Origin of the sequence: Aeromicrobium sp. Leaf245 (assembly GCF_942548115.1) — a bacterium.
Classification (GTDB): Bacteria; Actinomycetota; Actinomycetes; order Propionibacteriales; family Nocardioidaceae; genus Aeromicrobium.
This window is the reverse complement of sequence record NZ_OW824151.1, coordinates 2939994-2958170: the sequence shown is the minus strand read 5'-3', so window position 1 is coordinate 2958170 and position 18177 is coordinate 2939994. Positions and strand designations below refer to the sequence as shown.

Below are 18177 nucleotides of genomic sequence, written 5' to 3'. Positions count from 1 at the left end.
CGGTCGCAGGTCTGGTCACGGACGACCCGATGGTGTGGGGTGGTGCCCATGACTCGACTCGGGGGAGCCGGGCGGGGGTGCGCGGCCACGAGCCGGCGCACGCCCCGACACGCCGGCCTGGCCATCATCATCACGCTCGTCCTGGCCGTGCTGCCGCGGGCAGCCGACGCCGCACCGGAGCCCGGCTACTACGACAGCGCTCAGGGCCTCAGCGGCGCGGCGCTGAAGGACGAGCTGCACGACATCATCTCGGTGCAGACGCGGATCTCGTACTCGGCCGTCTGGGAGGCCCTGAAGGTCACCGACCAGGACCCCGCCAACAGCAACAACGTGAAGCTCTTCTACTCGCAGGTCTCGCGCTCGAAGTCGGCGAACGGCGGCAACGTCGGCGACTGGAACCGCGAGCACGTCTGGCCGCAGTCGCACGGGGACTTCGGGACGTCGACCGGCCCCGGCACCGACCTGCACCACCTGCGTCCTGAGGACGTGCAGGTGAACGGCACCCGCGGCAACAAGGACTTCGACGCGGGCGGGTCGTCGGTGAGCGGCTGCTCGTCGTGCCTGACCGACGGTGACTCGTTCGAGCCGCCGGCCGCGGTGAAGGGCGACGTGGCGCGCATGGTCATGTACATGGCGGTGCGCTACGAGGGCGGCGACGGCTTCGCCGACCTGGAGGCCAACAACCAGGTCAACGGCACGACGCCCTACCTCGGCCGGATCTCGGTGCTGCTGCAGTGGCACGCGCAGGACCCGCCGTCGGCGGCGGAGCAGCGCCGCAACGACCTCATCGACACCCGCTACCAGGGCAACCGCAACCCGTTCATCGACCACCCGGAGTGGGCGCAGTCCGTCTTCGGCTAGAGCCGATCCGGCCGTAGGGCCCGCCACCGCCCGCATCGGTGGATGCGCAACCGCAGGAGTCCTGCTGACGTTGCGCATCCACCGATGGTGGGGTCCGGTGGCGCGAGGAATGCGCGGTGTCGTCGCGCGGTTGTACAGTGATGGAGACACCGTGCCTGTGAAGGTGGGTGTCGGTTGACAACTCAAGAGGGGCTGATCGGTTTCGACTTTGGTCGTTCGACTCAGGAGAAGCGGGTAGAGAACGCGACGTCATCTCTTTAACGTTCGTCGCAAACCACAAGTGCCGATTCCAAGCGCACTGACTTCGCCCTCGCTGCCTGACAGCGACTGGTGAAGGGCAGACCCGGGAGCGTCCCCGTCCCGGATCGTCTGTCTCATCTAGGGGACTTGCTGATCGCGTAGCGTCACGTGACGCGATCGGGACTTTTTCGTGACTGAGCCTGTTGGTGACGTGTTCGTCCGAGCACCAGGGCTGAGAAAAGCGACATGACGCACTGCACCCGGAGAAGACCTGACTCAGCGCCAAAGGACCCGGGTTCGATTCCCGGCAGCTCCACCGAGCCTCGAAGGCCCCGCACCGTCCACGTGACGGTGCGGGGCCTTCGTGTGCCGTGCGGGGCCTTCGAGGCTCGGTGAAACAGACACCGTGAATCGAGTGGGCCCCACCCTGCGCCGCGGAGCGGCCTCCGGAGGGATCCCGGCAGCTCCTCACCCGTCCATGCCAGGCCGCGCACCGCGTGACCGTCCCGCCTCAGGACACCATCTTCCGAATCGCTCGGGAGGACGGACGATGGCGTCCCGAAACGCAGGAGCAGTCAGCGACCGTCAGGACGCGGCGTCGGCCTTCGGCCCGCCCGGTCCACCCGCACCACGCCCACCCGGGCCACCCAGCCCCGGCCCACCGCCCAGCAGCTCGGCGTCGTACGCCTTGAGCACCGACGTCTTGTCGGCCTTCGTGAGCGTGCCGTCCTCCACGGCGGCGTCGAGACGCTCGACGAGGGCGGTGCGGCTCTCGGCCTGACGCTCCTCGCGATCGCTCGCTGCCTGCTTCTCGGCGGCCGCCAGCGCGGCCGTCACCTTCGCCTCGGAGACGTCGAGCTCCTTCGCGAGAGCCTTGGCGAGGGCGGCCTGGCGGTCGGCTCGCTCCTCGTCGGAGGGCGGGGTCGGCTTCTCGCCCTCGGCGGGCGCGTCGGGGCGCAGGTCCTCCCGGACGGCGGCGAGCGCGTCCTCGACGTCGGACTGCTCCAGGTCGAGCTCCTCGGCGAGCGTCTCGGCGAGGACGCCGGGTCCGCCGCGATGACCGCCCGGGTGGGCGCTGGAGCTCGCGGTGCTCCCGGCGGTGTCCTCGGCGGACGCGACGGCGATGCCGCCGGCGGCCAGTCCGGCTCCGGCGACGATGCCGGCGATGCCGATGCGTGCTGCGGTCGAGCTGTTCATGGTGTCTCTCTCCTCGGTGGTGCGGACCTCGTCCACGGTGGCTGTCCACCCTGTGGTGAACCTGTGGTCGGGGTCTGCGGAGGCTGGGCGTCCACGCTCGTGGAGCGCGAGGCGCTGGCGCTGACGCGTACCGTCGGTATGCTCGCGGCATGTCTGCTGCGCGACGCATCCACACGTACTCCCACGACGGTCTGACGTTCGACGTCACCGACACCGGGCCGATCGGGGGAGACCCGGTGGTGCTGCTGCACGGGTTCCCGCAGAAGGCGACCTCGTGGGAGCGGGTGAGCGAGCTGCTGCACGCGGAGGGGTACCGCACCATCGCCCCCGACCTGCGCGGCTACTCCCCGGGGGCCCGCCCCCGTGGCCGCAAGGCCTATGCCGGTGACCTCATCGCCGCCGACGTGGCCGCGCTCCTCGAGATCGTCGGCAGGCCCGTGCACCTCGTGGGCCACGACTGGGGCTCGGCCATCGGCTGGTACGTCGCTGCCTCCCGACCCGAGCTCCTGCAGTCCTGGACAGCGGTCTCGGTCCCGCACCCGGCCGCCTTCATGACGTCGATGCTGCGCAGCACGCAGCTGCTGAAGTCCTGGTACATGGGCTTCTTCCAGCTGCCGGTCGTGCCCGAGCTGGTGCTCACGCGGGCGAAGGGGGTCCGGGAGCGCGCCCTCGCCCACGCGGGCATGGACCGTGGGCTCCGTGAGCGGTTCCAGGCCGAGATGATCGACGGCGGTGCCCTGGCCGGTGGCCTCGGCTACTACCGCGGCCTCCCGTTCTCGATGAGCTCGGTGCAGGGGAGGGTGCGGGTGCCCACGACCATGGTCTGGAGCACGGGCGACGTGGCCCTCGGTCGCAAGGGGGTCGACCTCACGCCCCAGCACGTGGACGCGCCGTACGAGCTCGTCGTCCTGGAGGGGGTCAGCCACTGGATCCCCGACCACGAGCCGCAGGTGCTGGTGGACGCGATCACTCGACGGGCTCGCGCCGTCGCGGCCTGACGCGTACGGTCGGGGCATGGACGAGCCGTTCGACCCCGCGCGCGTGACCCAGGCCCTCGAGCACCTGCCCGGCTGGTCCGGCGACGTGTCGGGGCTGACACGCACCTACACCTTCGACGGCTTCGCGGCCGCGATCGCCTTCATGGCCGCTGCTGCACCGCGCATCGACGAGATGGACCACCACCCCGAGTGGACCAACGTGTACGACCGCGTCGAGGTGCGACTCAGCAGCCACGACGTCAGTGGTGTCAGTGGTCGTGACGTCCGCCTGGCCGAGGTGCTCGACGAGCTGGCCGGCGACGCCGCACGGTAGGTCGCCCGAGACCCAGGCAGCGGGCCTCAGGCCCAGAGGTTCTCGCCGAACTGGAACCAGATGGCCGCGATGACGGCGACGTACCAGAGCACGACCACGAGCAGCGTCCAGTTGCTGAGGAACCGGGTCACGGCCGAGCCGGGCGCGAACGCGCGAAGGTTGCGGGCGGTGACCAGCACGAACAGCGGGATCATCATCGTCCAGACGACCATGCACCAGGGGCACAGCTTCTCGATCTCGTAGATGCTCTGGTACTGCAGCCACGTCACGAACCCGATGCCGAACAGGACGCCGACCTGCAGGCCTCCCCAGATCCAGCCGGGCAGACGCACGCCGGACGCGAGCAGCACCCCGAGGGTCAGCACCACGGTGAACCCGACGATGCCGATGATCGGGTTCGGGAACCCGAACGCCGAGGCCTGGTCGGTGTTGATGACGCCACCGCAGCTGACGAAGGCGTTGAGGTCGCAGTTCAGCGCCGTGCTCTCGCCGGCCGCCTCGGCGGTCAGGAACTTCACCTTGTCGATGGTCAGGATGATCGCGGCAGCGAGGCCCACGGCACCGCCGACCAGCATCATCCATCGGGGGTCGCGGACCTCGAGGGCGTCGAGGTCCTCGTCGCGTTCGGTCTCCAGCACGTCGCTCACGCCTCGATCGTAGGCGACCGATGGTCGCGGGGCGGGTGACGTCGTCGTGACTCCTTGACGCGGCGGCATACTCGCCGTACGGTTTCGGATACCGTCAGTATCTGAGAGGTGTGGACATGGAGCACGTCGACGTCGTCATCGTGGGTGCGGGGCTGTCCGGCATCGGCGCCGCCCACCGCCTGAGCACCATGAGCCCGGGCAGCAGCTTCACGATCCTCGAGGCCCGCGACGCCATGGGCGGCACGTGGGACCTGTTCCGCTACCCGGGCGTGCGGTCGGACTCCGACATGTACACGCTGAGCTACCCGTTCCGGCCGTGGACGGACCGCAAGTCCATCGCCGACGGCGGCGACATCCGCGCCTACATCCGCAGCACCGCCGGCGAGCACGGCATCGCCCGGCGGATCCGCTACGGCCACCGCGTCGTCGCAGCCAGCTGGTCGTCCGCGGACGCCCGGTGGACGCTCACCAGCGAGGTCGACGGCACGCTGGTCGAGCAGACCTGCTCGTTCCTGTTCATGTGCAGCGGCTACTACGACTACGACGAGGCCTACACGCCGGACTTCCCCGGTCTCGAGGACTTCGCCGGGACGGTCGTGCACCCGCAGTTCTGGCCCGAGGACCTCGACTACCGGGGCAAGAAGGTCGTCGTCATCGGCTCCGGCGCCACGGCCATCACGCTGCTGCCGTCGATGGCCGAGGAGGCCGAGCACGTGACGATGCTGCAGCGCTCGCCCACCTACATCACGTCCCTGCCCGGTGAGGACGCCGTCTCGGCCGGGCTGCGGAAGGTCCTGCCGGCAGGCCTGGCCCACCGGGTCACCCGCGTCAAGAACGCCACGGTGGCCATCGGCTTCTACGAGTTCTGCCGCCGCTTCCCGAGCGCGGCCAAGAAGATCCTGCTCACGCGTGCCGGACGGTCCGCGCCCGACGGCTTCGACCCCAAGCACCTGACCCCGCGCTACGACCCGTGGGACCAGCGGCTCTGCGTGGTGCCGAACGGGGACCTCTGGCGCACGCTGCGGCGCGGGAAGGCCTCGATCGTCACCGACCACATCGACGGGTTCGACGAGACCGGCATCCGGCTCACGTCGGGCGATCACCTGGACGCCGACGTCGTGGTGACCGCCACCGGGCTCAAGGTCGTGGCGCTCGGCAAGGTCGCGATCGACGTCGACGGCGAGAAGGTCGACCCGAACGAGCGGTTCGTCTACAAGGGACTGATGATCAGCGGCGTCCCGAACCTCGCCTGGTGCATCGGCTACACGAACGCCTCCTGGACCCTGCGCGCCGACCTGTCGTGGCAGTACGTGGCACGGCTGGTGGAGCACATGCGCAGCCACGGCTACGCGGCGGGCACGCCCGACCCGCAGGGCGCGAAGGGGGAGACCGCTCCGGCCCTGGACCTGCAGTCCGGCTACGTCCAGCGGGCTGCGGGCGTGCTCCCGCAGCAGGGTCGCGAGAAGCCCTGGACCGTGCGCCAGAACTGGTTCCTCGACGCCTGGGACAACCGTCGCACCGACCTCGACGAGGCGATGGTCTGGACGAGGCTCGACGAGACCTCGCGGCAGTCGGCCCAGGCCTCCTGACGACGACCGCCACTAGGGTGGGCGCGTGCGCCTCGACCAGCTGATCCTGCGGTCCGCCGCCTCCGCCCTGCTCCTGCTCGTGGCCGTGGTCGTGCTGGCCTCGCCCGGCGACGTGGTCGACGTCCCCGTCGACCAGCTGCTGCTCGGTGACCTGGCGCTGCTCGTGCGGATCGTGGCGGGCGCGACCGGGGTGCTCGTGGTGCTGTCGGCCGGCACCGTGGGGCGGGCGCTCGACCCCGAACGGCGTCGGCGCGCCGTGCCGGTGCTGCTCGCGGGGTTCGGTGCCGCACTCGTGGTCTTCGCTGCCAGCACGCCCGACCCCGACGTCGCGGCGGCGGCCGGCGCGCCGCTCGTGGCCGCCGAGCCGTCGACCTCGGCCGCGGTCAACACGCTGGCCCTGCTGCTCGCCTCGACCCTGCTGCCGGCCGTGATGATCGTGCAGGCGGTGCGCTGGCGACGCGACGACGAGACCCGACTGCTCGCCACGACGGCGTTCGTCGCGGTGGTGGCGTCGCTGTGGGCGCACTTCGCCTTCTCGCTCACCGAGGACGGCACCCTGGGTGCCGCAGGCCTGTGGCAGCGACTGGCCTTCGCGACCGCGTGGGTGTGGCTGGCAGTGCTCCTGCTGGGACTGGCCGGTCGGCTCACGTCTGGCAGTGCGGGCACCAGAACGTGATCCGCTCACGGCCGGGCTCGTCGCCCAGCTCGCCGTGGTGCAGCGGCGTGCCGCACCGGCGGCACCGGGCGTGCTCGCGGCGGTAGACCCAGCGATCCTCGCCGTGCCGGGTGCTCCCGGTGAACGTGCGCTCCACCCGCGCCTTGTTGACGTCGAGCAGCCGGTGCCCGCGGTCGATCACCCGCGCGACGTCGGGGACCTCGCCCACCGGTCGCGTGGGCAGGAGTCCAGACAGGAAGAGCAGCTCATTGACGTACTCGTTGCCCAGGCCGGCCAGGTTCCGCTGGTCGAGCAGCGCCACGAAGATCGGGCGCTCGGGATCGGCCGACACCCGGCGCGTGGCCTCGGCGAGGTCCCAGTCGGGACCGAGCAGGTCGGGGCCGAGGTAGGCGAGCGCGTCGTCGTCGTGCTCGCGCCGGAGGACCTCGAGCAGCCCGAGGGAGAAGCCGATGGCCTGGTGCTGCTCGGTCTCGAGCACGATCCGCGCCGTGTGCGCCGGACGCCGCCACCGGCTGCCCCGCCGCAGCACGTGCCAGGCGCCCTCCATCTTCAGGTGGGAGTGGATCGACGCGTCACCCACGCGGATCAGCAGGTGCTTGCCACGGCTCAGCACCTCGTCGACCGTGCGACCCGACAGGTCGAGCGTGGCCCACTGCGGCACCCGCACGTCGGAGCGCACCAGCTCGCGACCCTCCAGCACCTCGCGCAGGTGGTGCGCGGTGCGCCAGACGGTGTCACCTTCGGGCATCGGCGACCTCCTGTCGTCGATCGAGGTGGTCTGGCGGGGGTGTCACGCCTCGCCCGGTATCCCCTTCAGGCATGGCTGGACCGTCCGGCCGACGGCGACCGGCGGGCGGTGTCGCTGCCGCGTCGCAGGTCGAGTCGCAGGCCCTTGGGGTGGCGCTCGAAGCCCGCGGCCAGCAACGCCCCGCCGGTGGGGCTGGAGCCGGACGGGCGGCCGTTGACCGACTCCACGGTGAGGCGGGGGATGCGGCCGGAGCGGCCGAGAGCCGCGAGGGCGTGGGCGGCGCGGGCGAGCACGTCGGCGTCGTCGGTGAACGCGAGGCACGAGCGCCCGCCGCGCTCGACGTACAGCACCGCACGGCCGTCGTGCAGCGCGACCAGCGCGCCGGCCTTGCGGGCGGGGCGGTGCTTCAGGTCGTCGGCGGGGTCGATGATGGCGGGCCACGGCAGGGCGGCCCCGAACGGCTGGGCCGGGTCGGTGGCGGCCAGCACCACCGCGTCGACGTCGGCACGCTCGTCGTCGGGACGCTCGAACGTGCGCATCCGGTCGACGGTCGCCACCGACGCGAACTGCGCCGCGCCGAGGGAGTCGATGTAGTAGCCGCGCAGCACCGAGCCGTTCTGCTCCAGCTCGCGCAGCACGCGGTAGGCCCCGGCGAACCCACCGGGCGTCTGCTCCGCCACGACCGCACCGCGCGTGACCACGCCGTGCCGAGCCACGAGCGCCTCGGTGCGGGCGACCTGCAGCGCCGCCTGCTGCTGGGGGTCGTCGCCCGGCCGCTCGACGGCGAACCATCGGCCCGAGGCGATCGGCGGACCGAGACGTGCGGCCCGGGGCGAGGCCGCCATGCCGCGTCGCGCCCTCACCCGAGCGCGCGGGGTGGAGCCGCCACGCGAGCGGTGCGCGCCGCGGCCGCCGAGGCGCGCACGCACCGGCGCGTAGGAGTCGCCCGCGACGCGACCGGACCAGACGAGCTGCCACAGCGCCTCGACGACGGCGTCGTCGCCCGGGGGCTTCTCGTCGGCCGCCAGCGCCTGCGTGAGCTGGCGGAAGAGGTACGCGCCGCCGTCGTCGAGGAGCTCCAGCAGACGCAGGCCGAGCGCGTCGGGCTCGACCGGGTCGCGGCGGGCCGGCAGCACGAGGTCGGCAGGGTGCAGCTGCACCCAGCCGTCGCTCCCGGCGAGCGTGCCGGCGCCGGTCCACACGACCTCGCCCGCCCCGAGCAGCTCGTCGAGCTGGGCGGGGGAGTAGTCGCGCACCCGGCTGGGGAGCACGAGCGACTCCCAGGCCGACGCGGGCAGCGGCACGCCGGCGAGCTGGTCGACGACGGTGAGCACGCCGTCGAGTCCGCGCAACGACCCACCGACCTCCTGCCACGACGGGAGGAAGCGGGCGAACGTGCGCGGGTCGACCGGCTCGATCTGCTGGCGGGCAGCGGCGAGCGAGCGGCTGCGCAGGCGACGCAGCACCTCGACGTCGACGTGCTCGGTGCCCGACGCGCCGGGGCGGAACTCGCCCTCGACGAGCCGGTCGTCGCGGGTGAGGCGGGAGAGGACGTCGAGGACCACGGCACGGCCGAGCCCGAACCGTGTGGCCACCTCCTCGGCCGTGAACGGACCGTGGGTGCGGGCGTACCGAGAGACGAGGTCACCCAGCGGGTCGGCCACCTGCTGCAGGAGGGCGTCGGGGATGCCCAGCGGCACCACCACGCCCAGCGCGTCGCGCAGACGGCCGGCGTCCTCGACCACCACCCAGCGCGGCTCGCCCGCCACCGGCAGCTCGACCACGCGCCGCGCGTCCTGGAGCTCCTTGAGCGCGGGGACGGCGTCGTCGACCAGGCGGGCGTCGACCTCCGCCGTGGTGAGCGGGCCCAGCAGGCGCAGCAGGTCGGCGGCACCCTCGGTGCCCTTGAGGCGGCGGTCGTCGGCGAGCCGCTGCAGCTCGGCCTCGGTGCGCTCGAGCACCTCGGGGTCGAGCAGCTCGCGGAGCTCGGCCCGGCCCAGCAGCTCCGACAGGAGCGTGGGGTCGAGGGAGAGCGCGGCTGCTCGCCGCTCCGCGAGGGGCGTGTCGCCCTCGTACAGGAACGTGGCCACGTAGCCGAACAGCAGCGTGCGGGCGAACGGGGAGGCGGTCGAGGTCTCGACCTCCACGATCCGCACCTCCTGCTGCGCCACCCGCTCGGCGAGCGTGGTCAGGGCAGGCAGGTCGTAGACGTCCTGCAGGCACTCCCGCGCCGTCTCGAGCAGGATCGGGAAGTCCGGGTGCTCACGCGCGACGTCGAGCAGCTGGGCCGCGCGCTGGCGCTGCTGCCAGAGCGGGGCGCGTGCGCCGGGGTTGCGTCGAGGCAGCAGCAGGGCGCGCGCCGCGCACTCGCGGAACCGCGACGCGAACAGCGCGGACCCGCCCACCTCGGCCGTGACCACGCGCTCGAGGTCGTCGACGTCGAGGACGAAGAGGTCGGCCCCGGGCACGTCGGTGCCGTTCTCCGCCCACGGCCCGGAACCCCCGCCGGGGCCGGACGTGGCGTCGTCGGGCGCCCAGGGCGAGGAGGTGTCGGGGATGCGGGCCACGATGCCGTCGTCGGTGGCGACCACGGACCCGTCGACGCCGTACCGCTCGAGCACCCGGGCCGCGACGACGAGCGCCCAGGGCGCGTGCACGCGTCGTCCGTAGGGGGAGTGCAGCACGACGCGCCAGTCGCCGAGCTCGTCGTGGAAGCGCTCGACCACGAGCGTGCGGTCGGTGGGCAGCGTGGGCATGGCCTCGCGCTGCTCGTCGAGGAAGGCCATCAGGTTGAACCGGGCCCGCTCGTCGAGGTGCTCGGGAGCCGTGCCCTCGCTGACCCGACGCACGAAGGCGCCGATGGCCTCGCCCAGCTCGGCCGGCCTCCCGGCGGCGTCGCCACGCCAGAAGGGGAGCCGAGCCGGCTCGCCGAACGCCGGGGTGACGATCACCCGGTCGTGGGTGATCTCCTGGATGCGCCAGCTCGTGGCGCCGAGCGCGAACACGTCGCCGACCCGCGACTCGTAGACCATCTCCTCGTCGAGCTCGCCGACCCGCTTCGACGGCCCCTCGTCGATGCCGTCGGCCAGCACCACGGCGAACAGGCCGCGGTCGGGGATGGTCCCGCCGCTCGTGACGGCGAGGCGCTGGGCGCCGGGACGGCCGGTGATGGTGCCGGCGTCGCGGTCCCACACGACGCGGGGCCTCAGCTCGGCGAAGCGGTCGGAGGGGTAGCGACCGGCGAGCAGGTCGAGCGTGGCCTCGTAGGCCGAGCGGGGGAGCGCGGCGAACGGGGCCGAGCGACGGACGACGTCGAACCAGGCCTCGACCTCGAGCGGCTCCAGCGCGCAGGCGGCGACCGTCTGCTGGGCCAGCACGTCGAGCGGGTTGGCGGGCACCGACAACCGTTCGATGGCACCCTCGCGCATCCGCTCGGCCGTGACGGCCGCGCCCACGAGGTCGTGTCGGGTGGTGGGGTAGACGAGGCCACGGGAGACCTCGCCCACCTGGTGGCCGGCGCGGCCGACCCGCTGCAGCCCGCTGGCCACCGACGGCGGCGTGGACATCTGCACGACGAGGTCGACGGCGCCCATGTCGATGCCCAGCTCGAGGCTCGACGTGGCCACGACGCACCGCAGCCGACCCGACTTGAGGTCGTCCTCGATGAGCGCTCGCTGCTCCTTGCTGACCGAGCCGTGGTGCGCGCGGGCCAGGGCGCCGACGTCGTCGGGGTCGCGGGAGTCGACGCTGCCGCGGCCCGAGGTGGTGCCGCTGACCCCGCCGACCGAGGCGGGCGGGAGTCGGCTGCCGCCGGAGGTCTCGGACCTGGCCTCGCGGTCGGACCACAGCTCGTTGAGATGGGCGGTGAGCCGCTCGGCCTGACCACGCGAGTTGCAGAACACGATGGTCGAGCGGACCGACAGGATGCGCTCGACCACGTCGTGCTCGATGAACGGCCAGATGCTGCCGCCGTTGTCGTCCTGCAGAGGGTCGCTGATCGAGCGTGCCCCGGAACCCTCGTCGCGCACGACCTCGTCGGCGTCGGTCGACGGGGGCCGGGACAGCTCGGTCATGTCGTCGAGCGGCACCACGACGTCGAGCTCGAGGCGCGACGGTGACGGTGGCGCCACGACGTGCACCGGCGCCCGTCCGCCGAGGAACCGGGCGACCTCGTCGTGCGGGCGGACCGTGGCGCTGAGCCCGACCCGCCGGGCCGGCTCGTCGAGCAGGTCGTCGAGCCGCTCCAGCGACAGGGCCAGGTGGGCGCCGCGCTTGGTGCCCGCCACGGCGTGGATCTCGTCGATGATCACCGTGTCGACGCCGCGCAGGGTCTCGCGCGCCGCCGACGTGAGCATGAGGAAGAGCGACTCGGGGGTGGTGATGAGGATGTCGGGGGGACTGGTGACCAGCGAGCGGCGGTCACGTGCCGACGTGTCGCCCGAGCGCACGCCGACGCGGACGTCGGAGAACGTGTCGCCTCGGCGCGCCGCCACCTGCGTGATGCCGACGAGGGGCGAGCGCAGGTTGCGCTCGACGTCGACCGCGAGCGCCTTGAGCGGCGAGATGTACAGGACGCGGGTCCGACGCTCCTTCTCGGGCGTCGGCTCGTGCAGCAGCCGGTCGATCGCGGACAGGAACGCCGCGAGGGTCTTGCCCGAGCCCGTGGGCGCCACGACGAGGACGTTCTTGCGCTCGGCGATGCCCGCCCAGGCCTCGGCCTGCGCCGGCGTGGGGGCGGAGAACGCACCCTCGAACCACTCCCGCGTGGCAGGCGCGACCGTGCTGAGTGGATCGCTCCCCGGTGCAGGGGCGCTCGACGGGTCGGACACCGGTCCATCGTGGCAGCCACCGCCGACACCTGCGCGTCGTGCGGCCCCGGTCCCGCGGAGGGCGTCCGGCGTGCGGCATGCTGGCGGCATGCTGTCGCGTCGTGTCGCCGTGCTGGTCCCTGCCGTCGCCGCGAGCCTCGTGCTCGCCGCCTGCTCGTCCGACTCCGAGCCCAAGGCGGAGCCCGAGGCCTCCAAGGGTGCCGGGGCGAAGCTCGTCCAGGTCTCGCCGGTCACCGGCGAGGCCCTGCCGGACGGGCCGCCGGACAACCCGGTCTTCGTCGTGAAGATCGAGAACACCGCCAACGGCGCACCCCAGGTGGCGCTGGACAAGGCCGACCTGGTCGTCGAGGAGCTCGTGGAGGGGGGACTCACGCGGCTCGCGGCCCTCTACTACTCCGAGCTGCCCGACCAGGTCGGGCACGTGCGCTCCATGCGCGCCACCGACATCGGCATCGCCGCTCCCGTGGCCGGCCAGATCGTGGCCTCCGGTGGTGCCTCCGGGACGATCCGCAAGGTCAAGAAGGCCGGCATCACCGTCTTCTCCGAGGACGAGGGCGCTGCCGGCTTCAGCAGCGACCCGGCCAAGGTGCGGCCGTACAACCGACTGATCGACCTGCAGCGTCTCGACAAGGCGGCCAAGGTCGCCCCGATCCCCGGCCCCTACCTCTCCTGGACCCCGGTGAAGGGGTCCGAGGCAGCCGAGGAGTCCGCCGCGCCCGAGTCGTCCGCCTCCGCAGCGCCGAGGCCCACGCCCGCCTCCACCGCGTCGGTGCGCTTCTCGCCCTTCTCGACCACGCAGTGGAAGCGCGACGGTGACACCTGGGTGCGCACCAACGGGCACGCCGCCAAGGAGTTCAAGGCCGACACGCTCGTCGTGATGTTCGCCGACGTCGGCGACGCCGGCTACACCGACCCGGCCGGCAACCCCGTGCCCGAGACGAAGATGAAGGGCTCGGGCCGCGCCGTGCTGCTCACGGCCGACGGTGCCCTCGAGACCACGTGGACGAAGAAGTCCAACGACTCCACGATCACGTTCGAGGCGAAGGACGGCACGCCCGTGCGGGTCACGCCCGGCAAGACGTGGATCGAGCTCGTCCCCGAGGGCGACGGCGCGCTCGACGTCGGCTGAGCCCGACACCGCGCCCGTCGACGGGCCGGGGGAGAAGGCTCGGGCTGGTCAGGCCGGGGGATCGGCGAGCGAGGGCAGCAGCCGCATGCCCGCGAGGATCCCGCTGATGGAGGCCTGCACCTCGGCCGCGGCCTGGTCGGCGTCCTCGGCGTCGGCCACGTACTCCGAGCTCGACCGGATCGCGCCGAAGAAGATCGCGGCGTAGGCCTCGCTCAGCTCGCCGGCGCCTCCGAGGTCGTCGAGGAGGGCGTCGACGGTGCGCTTGACGATGCCGAACGACGCGGCACGCTCGGCGACCACCCAGCGCTCGTGGCCCAGGGCGACCGGGCCCTCCTGAAGGCAGATCCGGCGGAACTGCGGCTCGCGGCAGACCTCGAGGAAGCCCTCGAGCCCGATCTGGGCGCGCTCCCACGGGTCGTCGACGGTGTCGATGCGCTTCTCGATGGCGCGCGTGGCCGACTCCTGGAGGCGGTCGAAGACGCTCTCGAAGAGCGCGAGCTTGCTGGGGAAGTGGTGGTAGAGCGCGCCCTTGGTGACGCGGGCCGCGGCGACGACCTCGTCGAGCGACGTGCCGGCGTACCCGTGGGCGGCGAACAGCTGCGTGGCGTTGTCGAGGAGCGCACGCTTCGTGCTCGAGGAGTAGCCGGTGCGGCGGGTCGTGCTCCGGGCGGCGCGGAGCACCTTCTTCTGCACCTTCGCGGGGCTGCTCATGCGATCCATCCTACGCACGGGGGGTGGTGAGCCTCACAACCGCTGGGATTGCCTGACCTGCGCCGATACAACATACTCAAAGTACGTACCGAGGGTATGTTCCCTCGCACGACGGTCCCCCGAAAGGAGCACCTCCATGACCTGGGATGCCTACAACCGTCGCAAGTCCGCCCTCCGCGAGGTCCTGGCCCTGGCCGATCGCCGGCGCCACGACACCGCCGACCAGCTGCTCGACGCGGTCCCCGACGCGCGCGTCGCGTTCGGTGACGACCTCTCCCTGCTCTTCGACGTCCAGATGGCCTGGTACCAGCGCCTCAGCGGCGAGCTCGACCGCACGGTCCTCGAGGGCGACTCGCCGGCGACCGTGGCCGTGGAGGCCTGGGTGGCCTGCGCCGCCGAGATGCCCGGCGCGCGTGCGCTGCTCGACGCCCACCGTGACCGGCCGGAGCTGGCCAAGGCCTTCGCCAAGGAGCGCGCGCTGCTCGCGGTCTCGGCCGGTGTCTCCAGCTGGCACCCCGACCTGGTCGGCCAGGGCGAGCACCTCGTCTCGCGGGCCCGTGAGCAGGTCGAGTACCCCAGCGTGGAGTCGATGCCCCCGCTGCACGGGGGCTCGGAGAACCGCACCAGCGCCTTCATCACCCGCCTGCGCAACGCCCTCGCGGCCTGAGCAGGTCCCCGCACGTCACCTCGCCCGCGCGTTCCCTCCCTCCAGCGCGGGCGGGGTGATTTCCCCGGCGCGGCGCCGTCGTGGACGACGTCAGTGACGCGTGCGTCGCTCGCGGCCGCGCAGGCCGACCTCGTCGAGCTGGGTGCCGATCTCCGCGTCGATCGCCTCCGCCAGCGCGTGGCGGAACATCGCGTAGGTCACCTGGCTGGCGACCGGAAGCAGCTTCTCGATGGCGCCCAGCACCTCCGGCGCCTCGTCGGCCGGAAGTCCGTGGTCGATGAAGGGCTGGGCGATCGCCGCGACCGCGTTGGAGACGAACGCGTCGGCGATCGCGCGCAGGTTCTTCTGCATCAGGGGGAACAGCGCGATGATGTCGTTGGCGGGCAGCCCCAGGGCCACGGCGGCGGCGCCGTTGCGCACGATGGCCGGCTGGATCAGGCGCACCGACTCGTGGTCGTCCTCGACCCACGCGGCGAGGCCGAACTCCACGAGCGCGTCGATGAGTGCGTCGTCGCGGTCGACGTGGGCCAGCGCGGCGAGGGCGTCGCGGCTCATGAGCTCGGGCTCGACGTCGCTCCACGGCTCGTCGAGCAGGTGCAGCAGGTCGAGCGCGGTGGCGGTGGCCGTCGCGGGGCTCGAGAGCACCGCCTTCTCGACGGCCGCCAGCGTGTAGCCACGGTCGAGCAGGTCACGCACCAGCTGGAGGCGCTGCAGGTGCCCGCGGTGGTAGTAGCCGGTGCGGCCCTCCAGGCGCGGCGGGTCGATGAGACCGCGCGCGGCGTAGGCACGCACGTTGCGGACCGTCATGTTCGCGCGCGCCGCGAGCTCGTCGACCGTGAACTCCTCGTCGGGTCCGGGCGTCTCGGAGACGGCCGTCAGCGGCGACCCGTCGGCGTCGGCGGGCCCGGTTCCGTCCTCCGGCGCAGGCATGCGGGCATCATAGAGGCATGGAGTCGCTGCGCGGTCAGCTGCTGGTGGCCACCCCGGCCATCGAGTCGGGTCCGTTCCTGCGCAGCGTCGTGCTGCTGCTGGACCACGACGACGGCGGCGCGCTGGGCGTGATCCTCAACCATCCGCTCGACGCCGACGTCGAGGACGTGCTCCCCGCCTGGGGGCGGGCCGTGAACGCCCCGGACTGTCTCTTCGAGGGTGGCCCCGTGGCCACCGACTCGGCGTTGGCGGTCGGCGTGCGAGCCGTGGCCGACGTCGGGCCGACGCCTCCGCAGGGGTGGCGACCCATGGCGGGTCGGGTCGGACTGGTCGACCTCGACGGCCCGCTGCCCCGGGAGGGCAGCCTGCGAGGGCTGCGGGTCTTCGCCGGGTACGCGGGATGGGGGCCGGGCCAGCTCGAGGACGAGACGGCCGAGGGTTCCTGGCTCGTGGTCGAGGCGCGCGACGACGACGTGCTCTCGCCGGTGCCCGAGACGCTCTGGCGCGAGGTGCTGCGTCGTCAGGACGACGACGTCCGCTTCTGGGCCACGTTCCCGGACGACCCCTCCAGCAACTGACCTGCGGGGTCGGGTGCAGGGGCCACCGCCGGCGCGTGGGGGGCCTCGACGTCGTGGCGGAGCCGTTACGATGTGCGACGTGGGATTCTTCGGCAGCGGCACCCAGACGGTCCAAGACGAGCGCACCGACCAGCGTGGCGACGAGCGCCTCGAGGACGGTGACCACGAGCGCTTCAGCCACTACGTCCCGAAGGACACGCTGACCGAGGCCATGGTCATGGGGACCCCCTGCATCGCCCTGTGCGGCAAGGTCTGGACCCCCAGCCGGGACCCGCAGCGCTTCCCGGTGTGCCCGGAGTGCAAGGAGATCTGGGACGGCATGCAGCCCGGCGGCGAAGGCGACTCCGGCTCCGATGCCTAGCCAGCGTCTCCGGGCCTGGCAGCGTGACGCGTTCGACCTCTACACGCGCACGCAACCGCGCGACTTCCTCACGGTCGCCACGCCGGGCGCCGGCAAGACCACGTTCGCCCTCACGATCGCGGCCGACCTCATGCACCGCGGTGTCGTCGAGCGCATCGTCGTCGTCACCCCGACCGACCACCTGAAGACCCAGTGGGCGCTGGCGGCGTCGGGACTCGGCATCCGGCTCGAGCCGGCGCTCGCCGGTGCCATGCCGCCGGGGTTCGACGGGTACTGCGTCACCTACGCCGGGCTCGCGGTCAACCCCAACGGCCACCGCGTGCGCATCGACGCCCGCAAGACGCTCGTCATCCTCGACGAGGTCCACCACGCCGCCGACGCCCTCTCGTGGGGCGACGCGGTGCAGGAGGCCTGCGAGGGAGCCACCCGGCGCCTCTCGCTCACCGGGACCCCGTTCCGCTCCGACGACAACCCCATCCCGTTCGTCACCTACGCCCCGCAGCGCGACGGCACGAAGCAGAGCGTGGCCGACTACGCCTACGGCTACGGTCGCGCGCTCCGCGACGGAGTGGTCAGGCCGGTGCTGTTCATGGCCTACTCGGGGCAGATGCACTGGCGCACGCGCGCCGGCGACGAGGTCGCCGCACGGCTGGGCGAGCCGCTCACGAAGGACGCGACCGCGCAGGCCCTGCGCACCGCCCTCGATCCGGAGGGCTCCTGGATGCCCACGGTGCTGCGCGCCGCGCACCGGCGGCTGATGGAGGTCCGGCGCGACATCGCCGACGCCGGCGGGCTCGTGATCGCGACGGACCAGGACTCGGCCCGTGCGTACGCCAGGCTCCTGGCCGACATCACCGGCGAGGTCCCCACCGTGGTGCTCTCGGACGAGGCGGGCGCCAGCGCCCGGATCGCCGAGTTCTCGGCGTCGATGTCGCCGTGGCTGGTCGCGGTGCGCATGGTCAGCGAGGGTGTCGACATCCCCCGTCTGGCCGTCGGCGTGTACGCCACCACGGTCGCCACGCCCCTGTACTTCGCCCAGGCCGTCGGACGCTTCGTGCGAGCACGCCGCCGGGGCGAGACGGCGTCGATCTTCCTGCCGAGCGTCGCCGGCCTGCTCGGTCTGGCCGCCGACCTCGAGGCCGAGCGCGACCACGTGGTCGGCCGTCCGGTCAAGGACGAGGGTGACCTCTTCGCCGCCGAGGCCGAGATGCTGGCCCGCGCCCAGGCAGGGGAGTCGGCGTCGGCCGAGCTGGAGCAGGGGACCTACCAGGCGCTCGGCAGCGAGGCCGACTTCGACCGCGTGCTCTTCGACGGCGGCGAGTACGCCGGTGCCGTCTCGGACTCCCTGGACGACGACGACCTCGACTTCCTCGGCATCCCCGGTCTGCTGGAGGCCGACCAGGTCGCCGAGCTGCTGCGCGCGAAGCGGTCCAAGCACGCGTCGGCTCCGCGGGCAGCGGCGTCGCGCACCGCCGCCGACGTCGCCCACGAGAAGCGCAGCGAGCTGCGGCGCGAGCTGAACGGCCTGGTCGGTGCCTGGCACCGGCGCACCGGGCAGCCCCACGGCGTCACCCACGCGCAGCTCAGGTCGCAGGCCGGCGGACCGGCCGCCGCGCTGGCCACCGTCGAGCAGCTGCAGCAGCGCGTCGACCTGCTGCGCAGCTGGGCTCTCCGGGCGTCGGGCTGAGCGCGCCGTAGCGTGG

At 72.7% G+C, this 18177-nt stretch carries 16 protein-coding genes and 1 other RNA gene; 11 read left to right on the top strand and 6 right to left on the bottom strand.

From position 1 onward, the window contains the following. Positions 1-48 precede the first annotated feature (48 nt). Positions 49-861: an endonuclease I family protein gene (locus NBW76_RS14535; protein WP_082481188.1), complete on the top strand. Its 813-nt coding sequence runs from the start codon at positions 49-51 to the stop codon at positions 859-861. A gap of 188 nt (positions 862-1049) precedes the next feature. Next, positions 1050-1420: a transfer-messenger RNA gene (gene ssrA, locus NBW76_RS14530) on the top strand. A 266-nt stretch (positions 1421-1686) separates the two neighbouring features. On the opposite strand, the gene NBW76_RS14525 is transcribed toward ssrA, so the two are convergent. Beyond that, positions 1687-2298, bottom strand: a complete 612-nt coding sequence (locus tag NBW76_RS14525; protein WP_200932641.1) for a hypothetical protein — start codon at positions 2296-2298, stop codon at positions 1687-1689. Positions 2299-2447: 149 nt separating this feature from the next. On the opposite strand from NBW76_RS14525, the gene NBW76_RS14520 reads away from it, so the two are divergent. Together NBW76_RS14520 and NBW76_RS14515 are read left to right on the top strand one after the other, a co-directional pair. Then, complete coding sequence (locus tag NBW76_RS14520; RefSeq protein ID WP_056552254.1) at positions 2448-3296, top strand: alpha/beta fold hydrolase; 849 nt, start codon at positions 2448-2450, stop codon at positions 3294-3296. A 16-nt stretch (positions 3297-3312) separates the two neighbouring features. Then, positions 3313-3609 carry a 4a-hydroxytetrahydrobiopterin dehydratase gene (locus NBW76_RS14515; RefSeq protein ID WP_055968788.1) on the top strand — a complete coding sequence of 99 codons (297 nt, stop codon included), beginning with the start codon at positions 3313-3315 and terminating at the stop codon, positions 3607-3609. Positions 3610-3635: 26 nt separating this feature from the next. Here NBW76_RS14515 and NBW76_RS14510 read toward each other — a convergent pair whose 3' ends face one another. Next, positions 3636-4256 (bottom strand): vitamin K epoxide reductase family protein, encoded by a 621-nt coding sequence (locus NBW76_RS14510; RefSeq protein WP_056552251.1) that lies wholly within the window; start codon positions 4254-4256, stop codon positions 3636-3638. A gap of 116 nt (positions 4257-4372) precedes the next feature. Here NBW76_RS14510 and NBW76_RS14505 point away from each other — a divergent pair, with 116 nt between their 5' ends. Together NBW76_RS14505 and NBW76_RS14500 are read left to right on the top strand one after the other, a co-directional pair. Further along, entirely contained in the window at positions 4373-5845 is a 1473-nt protein-coding gene (locus tag NBW76_RS14505) for an NAD(P)/FAD-dependent oxidoreductase (protein WP_082481185.1), read from the top strand. Positions 5846-5870: 25 nt separating this feature from the next. Continuing rightward, entirely contained in the window at positions 5871-6521 is a 651-nt protein-coding gene (locus tag NBW76_RS14500; RefSeq protein ID WP_056552248.1) for a DUF998 domain-containing protein, read from the top strand. Here the strand turns inward: NBW76_RS14500 and NBW76_RS14495 are convergent. Together NBW76_RS14495 and NBW76_RS14490 are read right to left on the bottom strand one after the other, a co-directional pair. Then, entirely contained in the window at positions 6490-7269 is a 780-nt protein-coding gene (locus NBW76_RS14495) for a DNA-formamidopyrimidine glycosylase family protein (protein WP_056552245.1), read from the bottom strand. The two genes, NBW76_RS14500 and NBW76_RS14495, sit on opposite strands and share 32 nt — an antisense overlap. 65 nt (positions 7270-7334) lie before the next feature. After that, the gene (locus NBW76_RS14490) at positions 7335-12098 is read right to left on the bottom strand and encodes an ATP-dependent helicase (RefSeq protein WP_235492854.1); all 4764 of its coding nucleotides are present in this window, start codon (positions 12096-12098) and stop codon (positions 7335-7337) included. Positions 12099-12186: 88 nt separating this feature from the next. Between NBW76_RS14490 and NBW76_RS14485 the strand changes: the two genes are divergently transcribed. Continuing rightward, positions 12187-13227, top strand: a complete 1041-nt coding sequence (locus NBW76_RS14485; RefSeq protein WP_056552242.1) for a DUF3048 domain-containing protein — start codon at positions 12187-12189, stop codon at positions 13225-13227. 48 nt (positions 13228-13275) lie between these two features. On the opposite strand, the gene NBW76_RS14480 is transcribed toward NBW76_RS14485, so the two are convergent. Next, positions 13276-13938, bottom strand: coding sequence for a TetR/AcrR family transcriptional regulator (locus NBW76_RS14480; protein ID WP_055968778.1), 663 nt, complete (start codon positions 13936-13938; stop codon positions 13276-13278). A gap of 136 nt (positions 13939-14074) precedes the next feature. On the opposite strand from NBW76_RS14480, the gene NBW76_RS14475 reads away from it, so the two are divergent. Then, complete coding sequence (locus NBW76_RS14475) at positions 14075-14605, top strand: hypothetical protein (protein WP_056552239.1); 531 nt, start codon at positions 14075-14077, stop codon at positions 14603-14605. Positions 14606-14695: 90 nt separating this feature from the next. On the opposite strand, the gene NBW76_RS14470 is transcribed toward NBW76_RS14475, so the two are convergent. Then, positions 14696-15535, bottom strand: a complete 840-nt coding sequence (locus tag NBW76_RS14470) for a MerR family transcriptional regulator (protein ID WP_055968774.1) — start codon at positions 15533-15535, stop codon at positions 14696-14698. Positions 15536-15552: 17 nt separating this feature from the next. Here NBW76_RS14470 and NBW76_RS14465 point away from each other — a divergent pair, with 17 nt between their 5' ends. The 3 genes from NBW76_RS14465 to NBW76_RS14455 all read left to right on the top strand — a co-directional run bounded on the left by NBW76_RS14465 (position 15553) and on the right by NBW76_RS14455 (position 18161). Beyond that, on the top strand, positions 15553-16113 hold the full coding sequence (locus tag NBW76_RS14465; RefSeq protein ID WP_055968771.1) for a YqgE/AlgH family protein: 561 nt from the start codon (positions 15553-15555) through the stop codon (positions 16111-16113). Between the two features lie 79 nt (positions 16114-16192). Continuing rightward, positions 16193-16474 carry a DUF3039 domain-containing protein gene (locus NBW76_RS14460; protein ID WP_235492853.1) on the top strand — a complete coding sequence of 94 codons (282 nt, stop codon included), beginning with the start codon at positions 16193-16195 and terminating at the stop codon, positions 16472-16474. After that, the gene (locus tag NBW76_RS14455) at positions 16467-18161 is read left to right on the top strand and encodes a DEAD/DEAH box helicase (RefSeq protein ID WP_055968767.1); all 1695 of its coding nucleotides are present in this window, start codon (positions 16467-16469) and stop codon (positions 18159-18161) included. The genes NBW76_RS14460 and NBW76_RS14455 overlap by 8 nt, the downstream gene beginning before the upstream one ends. Positions 18162-18177: the final 16 nt, after the last annotated feature.